Consider the following 9,465-nt stretch of genomic DNA (forward strand, 5'->3'; position numbering starts at 1 on the left):
GCGGGGCCTCGATGGCCCCGCCAGCGGTTCGAGGGGGGTCAGGGGGGAGTGGCACTCTTGCGGACAAGCCAGCGCTGTAGTATTTTTTGGTAACTGTTGGTATTGCTGAGGAACAGGAGGCTGCGATGCCGCGCAACACGTCCGTTTCGCTGGGCGACCACTTCACCAGCTTCATTGGCGAGCAGGTGCAATCGGGACGCTATGGTTCGGCCAGCGACGTGGTCCGGGCTGGACTTCGACTGCTGGAAGAACACGAGGCCAAGGTGAAAGCCTTGCAGGAGGCGCTAATTGCCGGCGAGCAGTCGGGAGAGGCCCGAGAGTTCGACTTTGATGCGTTCCTGACCCGCAAGCGGGCAGAGCATCAGGCCAGATGAAAATCCTTACCTTCACCCCTGCGGCAGAAGCCGACCTTGATGGCATCTGGGAATACAGCTTCGAGCGGTGGGGGCTCGGTCAGGCCGAACGCTACCTCAAGGAAATCCGCGACACCTGCCGCGCCCTGGCGGCAGACCGGAAGCGGGGGAGGGTGGCCGATGTGCGTCCCGGTTATCTGAAATATCCGAGCGGGGCGCATGTGATCTATTTCCGCGACCATGGCGATCGGCTGGAAGTTGTCCGCATCCTGCACGGCAAGCAGGACGTGCAGCGGCACTTGGTGCAATGACAGGAGGGTCCGGTTTTTGTGTGTCGGGATAACCGGAAACCCCGCAGCGGCAGCCCATTCCGTGTTTCGCCCTGGCGGAAGCTGACGGAGACGCACTCCTCAAGACGGATCAGCTTCCCTCATCCTGCAGGATCACCCCCGGAAAGTCATTCATCCGCTTGTCCTTTGGCCTGCATTGGCGGGTCGATCCAGAAGGCGCAGAACCGGCGTCCTTCAGGGTTGGTCACCACGGTTCCCCCGGCTCCCGTGCAGAAGATCCCCGGATGCTCCCCGAAGGCGCGGGCATCGGCCCGCCCTTGGAGCCAGAGGTGCCCCAGAACGCCCAGAAGGGCTCCCAGGGCGACAAGGCCGCCTGCCACGGCGAACACCCCACCTGACCAGTAGAGGGCCTGCCGGCTGCCTTTCAGGGCCTCCAGGCGCATCCGGTTGGCCGCCTGCCTGACCTCGTCCTGGAGCCCGGCCACGGCCTTGGCGGCCCCGTCCCGGGCCGCCTGAAGGTTGGCCTGGTAGCTTCTGTCGATGACCCGCTCGGCCGCATCAAGGACTTTCGCGCTGCGGTCCTGGGCCTCCTTCACGGAGGCCTGGACGACGGCGCGCAGGGCGGCGGCGTCCTTCTTGGTGGTGGCGGTGGTGGTGAGGACGGCCACGTCCTGGCGCAGGAGCCGGACCTGGTCGCTCAGGTCGTTGATGACCTGGGCGGGGCTCCTGGGCGTGTCGCTCATGCCTCGGCCGCCTTGGCGTCGAGGTCGGCGAGCAGCCCGGTCAGCTCCTTCTGGTCGACCTCGCGGGTGGCGTTCTTGCGCAGGGTGGCGGCCATCCAGCGGGCGATCTTGGGGTCTTTCAGGGCCTCGGTGGTGACGATGGCCCCAACAATGATCTTGCGGCGGGTCTCGGTGGCCTTGGCGCGGGTCTTGAGGCGGTTCAGCCGGGCCTGAGCTTCCGCGATCTGCTGGTCGATAGTGCGCGCCATTCCGAAATCCCTCGTTCTCCTAATGGTTGCCAGACTGGCCCCAGAGCAGCTAGGCTGCAAGGCACGAAGTGCCCACTTATACAAACGCATGCCGCGTTTGTGTGGGCGGGGGAGGCTGCGCTTCCCCTCGACCCCTTGGCTTGAGCGCGGCGCACCCATGGCGATCTATCATCTGCGGGCCTCGATGATCTCCCGCTCGGCCGGGCGCAGCGCCACGGGCGCGGCCGCCTACCGCTCCGGCGAGCTGATCCACGATGCGCGCACGGGGCTCGACTTCGACTACCGGGCGCGCAGCGGCGTCACTCATGTCGAAATCCTCGCGCCCGACCACGCGCCGGAGTGGGTGCATGACCGGTCCGAGCTGTGGAACCGGGTGGAGGCCGCCGAGACGCGCAAGAACAGCCAGCTCGCCCGCGAAATCCGCGTGGCCCTGCCAGCCGAGCTGAGCCACGAGGCGCGGGTGGAGCTGGTCCGCGACTTCTGCCAGCGGTCCTTCGTGGACCGGGGCATGGTCGCGGACATCGCGCTCCACGCCCCCGGGCTGACCGGCGACGAGCGCAACCACCACGCCCATATCCTGCTGACCACCCGCGAGATCGGTGCCGAGGGCTTCACCGCCAAGAACCGCGACTGGAACGCCGTGGCGGTTCTGGAGGACTGGCGCGAGGCCTGGGCGCAGGACGCCAACGCCGCCCTGGAACGAGCCGGTCACGCGCTGCGGATCGACCACCGGACGCTGGAAGCGCAGCGCGCGGAGGCGCTGGAGCTGGCCGCCGAGGCGCGGGAGCGCGGCGACGAGGCGGCGGAGCTGGCGCAGACGGTCCGTGCCGTGGAACTGGACCGGGAGCCGTTGCCGCAGCTGTCGCTCGGGGCGTGGCAGCTCAAGGAGCGCGGGATCGAGGTCGCGGCGGTGCGGGTCTGGCAGGAGGTCCGGGCGCGGGCCCTGGAGGTCGGGCGGGTGGCCCAGGAACTGGCCGGCCACGCCCGCGACTGGCTCGGTCGCGTGGCCGAACGCACCTTGGAGGCGCTGGAGCCGGCGCCTGATGCATGGGGGGAGTTCTTCGCGGAAGCCGCCGAGGGCGGGCTGCGCGACGACCTGTCACGCGATCTGGACCGGGAACGGCATGAGATGGAACAGGCTGAGCGCAGCCGCCAGCAGGAGCTGGTGAAGGAACGTGAGGCGCATGCGCGCCGGGACGACGAGCTGGATCACGGGTTGTAGCCTACGGAGCCAGGCAGGCCCGCCTCCTCCGCACTTGCACCGGTCCACTTGTGGTCAGATTTCCCGTGTACGGCGGCTTTGTTTAATGTGTAGATCACCGATATAGGGTCCCCTGGAAGCGTGACTTTACCAGGGAACCGCCTCCTTCCCGGCCGCCTGTCGGCCGGGAAGGAGGCGCCAGAAGCACTTGCAGGAGATTTCAGGCTTGGAACGTTGCTTTGTGGAACAAGGAAGCGTGGGGCGGCTGACTACGCCGGCGCTGATCGCGCGTCGTCCACAGAACTTTCGCGACATTGTCAAAACTGTCGTGCCGCTCATCTTCTCCGACTCTTTTCGACGACTTACGAAAATTACGTTCCTTGGTATCCTATCTCCTTCCTATGCTGCCATTGAGCGTCACCCCATCCGGTTCTCTGCTACCTCGAGCGATCGTAGTCGGGCTCATCATAGCTTCGAGGTGGCGCTGCTCGCAGGCAGGATGGCTGAAGATCTGTCACTATCGGCAACAACGATCCGCTATGCGATCCTTTGGGGACTTTTGCACGATATCGCGACTTGGCCGCTGTCGCACACCGGCGAAGCGGCTTTCTCGAGCGCGACAGAAACCAGTGCTCGCAAACTTAGGCGCATGATGATTACGGGCGACAATAAGCTTCATCGCTCTCTACGCGTTTACCGGTCGCTCAAGGAGATGGGTGTTGACTTCGATGTCCTTCTTGCACTCTTCGATAAAAGGGCGAGTTCAGGCACGGGCGAACTCGCGCACCTCCATAATTTGCTTCATTCGGCTCTGACCCCCGATACGCTAGAAGGAATGTATCGCAGCGGTAGGGCTTTTGGTCTGCCGGTGCCGAAACCATCTGTTTTCATCGACTCCATGGAGCGGGATTTAGTTTCGGGCATCAGGCTGAAGCGCAACTCTTCGGCAGATGCTATAAAATTCTGGCGGGCAAAGGGTAGAATATACTCGCATTTCATTAACAAGGAAGCGACAGTCGCATTTGAGTCTTCTTGGTCATCTGCGATCCGAGATTCTTACATAAACATAGATCTTTCAGAATCGCTTCTTGCCAATGAGAAAGATATCCTTCGCAAGGTGGCGCATAAACCAGTGCGGCCTGATCGAGAAGTGTTCCGATACAAAGAACCTCTTAGCTACCAAATAGCAGACGAATATCACGCTGCAAGAAAATTCAAGGATTCTTTCGCCTTAGAATATTTGTCTGAGGTATTTGTAAAAGGTAAGTCTTAGTCCTTTATAAGTGAATGATGGGAGGGTAGTCTTGAGAGCAGATATTAAAGAGTGCGTGAAACAACGTACTAACGATATTTACAGTAGGGCGCAGAGTAACTCCGAACAGATTGCCGCGAACGCAAGGGATTTCATCGACCAGTTCGTTAAGTCGAAGCTGGTCGATACAGCCGGGCTGTGTTTCGCTGCCACAGGATCAGTTGGACGCAGGGAGGCGCTCGAGGCGTCCGACCTGGACCTTGTCCCGATCGCTCGAGACGATAAGTGTCTGGCAGAGTGGGCACCCCATGACGCTGAATTACGTCAGAAATTGAAAGAGCATCTTAAGATAAAGGTCTCTAGGGGCGAAGATCTGACGAAGGCGTGTTCGCTGACCAGTCTCACTCGAGCGGAAAAGATCGGCGGAAATGAAGACAACAGTGCGGAACTCACTAAGCGTGTCCTTCTTCTCACTGAGACGATCAGCGCCGGCGGTGGAATGCCAATTGAGGATGTACGGGCTGGGTTGCTGGAGGCATATGGCAGTGAGCACAGGACCAGTGGGCGTCACGTCCTCTCCCTCTGCAACGATGTTGCGCGTTATTATAAAACTCTATGCATCGAGTATATTCCTAGAGCAATTGATCCGGAGAAGGACTGGTGCACCCGCAACATCAAGCTGAGGCACAGTCGAAAGTTCTGGTACTTCTCCAACATGATGGCAGTTGCAACGCTCGCGGATAGGCATCCGCACGGAGACCAGGCATTCAAAGATGCATTACTAGCGGCTTTCTCAAAGTCCCCCATCGAACGGCTTGCCGACGCAGTATTGGAGAGTCAGCCTCTCGGACTAGGTCGCCTGTTAGAGACCTATGGGAACTTCCTTGACTTCATGTCGCGTTCTGAAAATCGCAATGCACTTGCCGATGTCGCTCATGAGAGACGATATGAGATGGAGCTTAATAATCCTTTTCCTACCATGAAGTTTAACTCGGACCTTCTTCACTCTGAGATCATGGCGATCCTAGAGGAGGCCGGCGTCAGTGTGCGGTCACGGGTAATTGGGTGGTTTATGCTGTAAGAAGCCCGCGCTTTGTCTTTTGATGGTGAACTTGCGCGCTCTGAAAACTCGCATTGACAGTCACAACGAAAGTTGAGGCATGGCAAGGATTTTGTTATGCTGACCGAGTGGGCGCGGGTCTTGCAACAAGATTGGTAAACAGAGGAGCGTACCAACGCGTTCCGCCTACGTAGCCACCTACCGCTCCCGATCCAGATTGCGTGACAGGTCATCACCGCTAGTCGGGCTGAATGCCAGAAACGCAGGATCACGCTCCGCATTGCTATACGCCGCGCCGATAGCAGAGAAAGGCTAGGCCGACACCGCCGGGTTGTCGAGCAAACGCTGGCATCGTTCAACGGCTTCCGCCGCCTCGCCATCCACCAGGCCTTCGTCCTCCTCGGCTGCGCTCTCATCTGCCTCAACCAGATCAGAAGGTTTTATTAGGTACTCTAAGTTCAGCAGGTTTAGGTAGCTTTTGGAAATCTACAGTTTTCGTACGATCTCATAAGCACCTTCGGAAGTCCGCCCCGAATTTCCTTACTCTCCTGAAAAATAAATAAACATTGTTATTCGATAGAATATACACCATAAGCCTACGGCTTATTGCCTGCTTCCTTTACGATGCGCTCATAAAGCCGGCATTGCATAGACGCATCGAATGCATCTTCCAGCAGCGTGCTAAGTCGATCTTTTTTGTTACTCACGGACAATAATATGCCTTCAATTATTGATGACTTTAATTCTAATGCTTCCTGCTGTTCATCAAACCAACTTTTAGTTAGGCCATCATGAATAGTCTGGCCATTTGCCTTGGCATGCATTTCAAGGGAAACAGCAGGCATTAGGCCGAACAAGGCCAATGGAGAAATCTTGTCAGTAACTTCTTGTGAAGGATCAATCCCAATTTTTTGAGATGTAAGAATAACTGCGCCAATATCTACTGCCCAGTAGTAACATTCTCTAATATCTGATTGCGACATTTCTCGGAGCAGTAGATCATGATCCTGCGCTTTTGCGGCGCTAACAGAAACCAATATGGACACCGTAGCAACTAATGCCCTTCCGCAACTCACCAAATTTTTTGTAAGATGATGGGGAATTCGCATAAGATTATTGCGATTATAATTATGGGGCGTGTTTATTTTCATTTTAGTTGCTCACGCATTTTCCTATGCGCCCTTGGGCCACGAGCCGGCAGACATCTTGCAGCACTTCATCAAGTTCCTCGGACTGGAATGCAGAATCGGCGAAGTTAGCGAGCACCTTCTGACGCTTGAGCAGGATCTCCAGAGGGTCGCGGTCGCCCGGCATCTCTCGTCACCTGCCTCTGCGACCGCCTAAGGCCTATAAGAAGAGCGGACACCGAGAGGATCAGGTTTCCTGGTAAGAAAACAAGATGCCTGTGAAGGCCGATTAACTTTGTACCATTCCTGCGCTTCATAGACGCCACACATGCCCGCGCGCCCCTCTCCCGCACAACCCCCGCGCGATCCCCGAACCCTTGGATGATCTTACCATAACACCGGTTACGGATTTTTCGGCTATCAGAGGTTGAGCGCGGGGGAAGGCGATCAGCCGCGGCGCCAGGGCCACCCGCGGCGGGGCGAAGGGGCGGGCAGATCGGCAGGAGGGCGGTCAGCTTCGCGGACGAAGCTGCCGCTCGCGATGTTTGTCGGTGTCAGGCCATCCCGTTTATTGTCACCGCGAGCTTCGCAAGGTCAGCCGCATAGAAGCCGGCGGCATTGATGCAATTCGTCTCCACCAACCGTAGCCCTTCTTCGGTGCGGCAGATGTCCATGACATAGGCGGGCGAATAGCCTTTGTTCAGTCCAGCCAGGGTCTGGGCGAACTCTAGAGCATCCTCGTCGATCTCATGGCGGTATGTTACCCGCGCTCCCTCTTTGTAGAGCGAATAGGTGACGACATTCCCGTTTACGATCCAGATGCGCCACTCCTTGAGGATTCGGGCGGGCCGGGTCAGCATCATCAGCGTGTCAGGGCGCAATGAGCCATTAGGGATTTCGTCCGGGTCGAGCGCCATGACCTTGCGGGCTGTCTCGCGAATTTCCGCAGCGGCCTTAACGTTTCCTGCCTGCTCCTTGCTGTCAGCGACCGGCCGAATGAACCAGTGGCGACCATCGTCAGGTAGCTTTGCCTCGATCTCGCTGACATGAAGAAATGCCGCATCCGGACCGTTGAGCATGAAGGATTGCCACGGCTTCTCATGGACGAAGGGCGCTATCCGGAAAACACCTGGATGGAAGCCCTTGGCTTCCGCGTATCGCCACAGCGTGTAGGAACCGAACATCACCACAGCCCGCGGGTCGCGCACTTCAGGCTCGGGCACAAGCTCGCCGATGAACGGAACAACCTTGTGCCACGAGTAATAGATGCCCAGCCGGTCAAGCGCATCCGCAAGCTTCTGCGTGTCCTCGAACTGCTGAAGAATCCACTGCATTTCGTATTTCTTCCCATACCGCGACACTGGGTTTGAGAGCATACAAGAGCCCTAAAGCCAATGACCGCTAAGGGCTCAAACTGCATCACCCCTTGCCTCGCTGATGGACTTGCCGAGGACCAAGCTACCCGGCAATCGCCTGCTCCGATCCTGCGCTGCTAGAACCGGCGCAGGAATTTCCACAGGCCCCGTCTGGACGGCTTAGGGTCAGGCGGCTGGAGGGGTGCTACCGAGGAGGCAGCCGGAGTTATGGCAGGGGTGTGCGACAGCGCCAGGATGCGTTCCTCGGCCCGGTCCAGCCGGCGCCGCAGATCGGCCACCGTCTCCTGCTCGCGTTCAAGCTGGGCGGTCAGCATTTCGACCCGGACCCGCAGGACTTCTTCGGCCGCGGAAGGAGTTGCAGATGGTTCCTGATGTGGTTCCACAGCCTGTTCCGGTACCGGTTCCAATAGGGCAGGGGGGAATGCCCGGAACAACTCGGCCGCGTCGATGCTGTAAGTGCCGTCCTCGTGCCGCTGGGCTGATAACCTGCCAGATTTTATAGCCCGATGGATGCTGGATTTCCCCTTGCCGGTCTCTTTGGCCGCTTGGGACAGGCTGAAATGCATGGTGTTCCTATGGGGTTCCGGATCGTCCCACGGACGGGGTTCAGGGAGGGTTCCTAGAACCTATCAGACTTCACTCTTGTCGTCATCCGCTCCGCGCCGGGTAGCTGGCAGGTCCGGCTCCATCCCACCTAGGAACGGCTGTGAGGGAGGAGGCAGACCTGGACCGCCCGGCAGTTGCGCCTCGTTACGGAACAAGCTTGGCACTTTTCGCAGAGGCTCTTGCTGGCCTAGTTCCTCCCGGTCACGCTGCTCCTCTTCAGATACTACAACTGCCGCACTAAACAGACTGTAGCGCAGGCCGTCGCGGTTTCTGGTCCACGCGACACGATCATTAATGACATAAGCGTTAACCGTGCCGCTTTCGCCAATCTGACGAATCTCAATCCATTTGTCCTGTGAAAGAACATCGAGAGCACGTTGAACTGTTGGACGACTACACCCCATTAAGGAGCGCAGCGTTTTCTGGCTGATAACTACAGCGTTATGCTCGCCTACCCGTGCCGTCAGAATATGCATGAGCTGAGCGGCCTTTGGAGCTTTGGCGATCAAAGCGGCCCATGCCTCATGCGCGGCGCGCTCAGTCTGCACCCACTGACCAGCAGGGGCACGAGGGGGGAGAGTAGCACGCTCAGAGGTCATATCTCACGGTCCTTAAGGGGCTCATGGATCGAGTCGGCAGATGAGGCAACCTGCCTCATCTGCTTTCAAATATTGAACAAAGGTGTCCGAATTTTGCAAGAAATTTTTGAACGCTGGCGTTCAAAAATCGCAAAACCTGCCTCATTTAGATGAGGCAGGGGTGCCTCATAGCTCATGAGGCACCCCCCTCTTTTTTATCATTTATAATCAATAAGTTATTTTTTCGCCCTCTTATGATCTAAAGGACGGCAAAAAATCCACAGTCCGGGCGCGCTTGCGCGCCGGGGGGGAGCGCCCTCCAAGGAGCTAGCGACCCCCCGCCCTTAGGACGGGCTGTGGAGTTTTTGGCGGCCTACCGCTGGCGGGGCCTCGATGGCCCCGCCAGCGGTTCGAGGGGGGTCAGGGGGGAGTGGCACTCTTGCGGACAAGCCAGCGCTGTAGTATTTTTTGGTAACTGTTGGTATTGCTGAGGAACAGGAGGCTGCGATGCCGCGCAACACGTCCGTTTCGCTGGGCGACCACTTCACCAGCTTCATTGGCGAGCAGGTGCAATCGGGACGCTATGGTTCGGCCAGCGACGTGGTCCGGGCTGGACTTCGACTGCTGGAAG

General features: G+C 58.6%; 13 protein-coding genes. 6 read left to right on the forward strand and 7 right to left on the reverse strand.

Translation table 11 applies throughout. The features are described 5' to 3' along the window. Positions 1-125: 125 nt before the first annotated feature. Both CK240_RS16660 and CK240_RS16665 read left to right on the forward strand, forming a co-directional pair. Positions 126-374: a type II toxin-antitoxin system ParD family antitoxin gene (locus CK240_RS16660; protein ID WP_095641433.1), complete on the forward strand. Its 249-nt coding sequence runs from the start codon at positions 126-128 to the stop codon at positions 372-374. Next, positions 371-664 carry a type II toxin-antitoxin system RelE/ParE family toxin gene (locus tag CK240_RS16665; protein WP_095641434.1) on the forward strand — a complete coding sequence of 98 codons (294 nt, stop codon included), beginning with the start codon at positions 371-373 and terminating at the stop codon, positions 662-664. Before CK240_RS16660 ends, CK240_RS16665 begins: the two co-directional genes overlap by 4 nt. Positions 665-810: 146 nt before the next feature. Here the strand turns inward: CK240_RS16665 and CK240_RS16670 are convergent, their stop codons facing one another. Both CK240_RS16670 and CK240_RS16675 read right to left on the reverse strand, forming a co-directional pair. Beyond that, positions 811-1,386: a hypothetical protein gene (locus CK240_RS16670; protein WP_095641435.1), complete on the reverse strand. Its 576-nt coding sequence runs from the start codon at positions 1,384-1,386 to the stop codon at positions 811-813. Then, positions 1,383-1,634 carry a hypothetical protein gene (locus CK240_RS16675; protein ID WP_095641436.1) on the reverse strand — a complete coding sequence of 84 codons (252 nt, stop codon included), beginning with the start codon at positions 1,632-1,634 and terminating at the stop codon, positions 1,383-1,385. The genes CK240_RS16670 and CK240_RS16675 overlap by 4 nt, the downstream gene beginning before the upstream one ends. A 157-nt stretch (positions 1,635-1,791) precedes the next feature. Between CK240_RS16675 and mobQ the strand changes: the two genes are divergently transcribed. The 3 genes from mobQ (at position 1,792) to CK240_RS18365 (ending at position 5,168) form a co-directional block, all read left to right on the forward strand. Further along, positions 1,792-2,856 carry a MobQ family relaxase gene (gene mobQ / locus CK240_RS16680; protein WP_095641437.1) on the forward strand — a complete coding sequence of 355 codons (1,065 nt, stop codon included), beginning with the start codon at positions 1,792-1,794 and terminating at the stop codon, positions 2,854-2,856. A 187-nt stretch (positions 2,857-3,043) separates the two neighbouring features. After that, positions 3,044-4,108 (forward strand): HD domain-containing protein, encoded by a 1,065-nt coding sequence (locus CK240_RS16685; RefSeq protein WP_135058876.1) that lies wholly within the window; start codon positions 3,044-3,046, stop codon positions 4,106-4,108. Between the two features lie 55 nt (positions 4,109-4,163). Then, positions 4,164-5,168 carry a hypothetical protein gene (locus CK240_RS18365; RefSeq protein WP_135058877.1) on the forward strand — a complete coding sequence of 335 codons (1,005 nt, stop codon included), beginning with the start codon at positions 4,164-4,166 and terminating at the stop codon, positions 5,166-5,168. A gap of 575 nt (positions 5,169-5,743) precedes the next feature. Here CK240_RS18365 and CK240_RS18370 read toward each other — a convergent pair. From CK240_RS18370 to CK240_RS16710, 5 genes are all read right to left on the reverse strand, one after another. Further along, positions 5,744-6,298, reverse strand: a complete 555-nt coding sequence (locus CK240_RS18370; RefSeq protein WP_135058878.1) for a hypothetical protein — start codon at positions 6,296-6,298, stop codon at positions 5,744-5,746. Position 6,299: 1 nt separating this feature from the next. Then, positions 6,300-6,461 (reverse strand): hypothetical protein, encoded by a 162-nt coding sequence (locus CK240_RS18775; protein ID WP_167650094.1) that lies wholly within the window; start codon positions 6,459-6,461, stop codon positions 6,300-6,302. A 367-nt stretch (positions 6,462-6,828) separates the two neighbouring features. Beyond that, entirely contained in the window at positions 6,829-7,608 is a 780-nt protein-coding gene (locus CK240_RS16700; protein ID WP_095641441.1) for an ATP-grasp domain-containing protein, read from the reverse strand. 158 nt (positions 7,609-7,766) lie between these two features. Beyond that, the gene (locus CK240_RS18375; RefSeq protein ID WP_135058879.1) at positions 7,767-8,216 is read right to left on the reverse strand and encodes a hypothetical protein; all 450 of its coding nucleotides are present in this window, start codon (positions 8,214-8,216) and stop codon (positions 7,767-7,769) included. 63 nt (positions 8,217-8,279) lie between these two features. Next, complete coding sequence (locus CK240_RS16710) at positions 8,280-8,732, reverse strand: GntR family transcriptional regulator (RefSeq protein ID WP_240517538.1); 453 nt, start codon at positions 8,730-8,732, stop codon at positions 8,280-8,282. Between the two features lie 609 nt (positions 8,733-9,341). Here CK240_RS16710 and CK240_RS16715 point away from each other — a divergent pair. Then, on the forward strand, positions 9,342-9,465 hold a 124-nt coding region (locus CK240_RS16715; protein WP_095641444.1), incomplete at its 3' end, for a type II toxin-antitoxin system ParD family antitoxin.

The organism is Paracoccus salipaludis (assembly GCF_002287065.1).
GTDB classification, from domain to species: domain Bacteria; phylum Pseudomonadota; class Alphaproteobacteria; order Rhodobacterales; family Rhodobacteraceae; genus Paracoccus; species Paracoccus salipaludis.

Coding starts and splice junctions, on each gene's coding strand:
- CK240_RS18370 (WP_135058878.1), bottom strand. CDS start 6,298: ATGAAAATAAACACGCCCCATAATTATAATCGCAATAATCTTATGCGA.
- CK240_RS16665 (WP_095641434.1), top strand. CDS start 371: ATGAAAATCCTTACCTTCACCCCTGCGGCAGAAGCCGACCTTGATGGC.
- CK240_RS16660 (WP_095641433.1), top strand. CDS start 126: ATGCCGCGCAACACGTCCGTTTCGCTGGGCGACCACTTCACCAGCTTC.
- CK240_RS16700 (WP_095641441.1), bottom strand. CDS start 7,608: ATGCAGTGGATTCTTCAGCAGTTCGAGGACACGCAGAAGCTTGCGGAT.
- CK240_RS16670 (WP_095641435.1), bottom strand. CDS start 1,386: ATGAGCGACACGCCCAGGAGCCCCGCCCAGGTCATCAACGACCTGAGC.
- CK240_RS18775 (WP_167650094.1), bottom strand. CDS start 6,461: ATGCCGGGCGACCGCGACCCTCTGGAGATCCTGCTCAAGCGTCAGAAG.
- CK240_RS16675 (WP_095641436.1), bottom strand. CDS start 1,634: ATGGCGCGCACTATCGACCAGCAGATCGCGGAAGCTCAGGCCCGGCTG.
- CK240_RS16710 (WP_240517538.1), bottom strand. CDS start 8,732: ATGCATATTCTGACGGCACGGGTAGGCGAGCATAACGCTGTAGTTATC.
- CK240_RS18375 (WP_135058879.1), bottom strand. CDS start 8,216: ATGCATTTCAGCCTGTCCCAAGCGGCCAAAGAGACCGGCAAGGGGAAA.
- mobQ (WP_095641437.1), top strand. CDS start 1,792: ATGGCGATCTATCATCTGCGGGCCTCGATGATCTCCCGCTCGGCCGGG.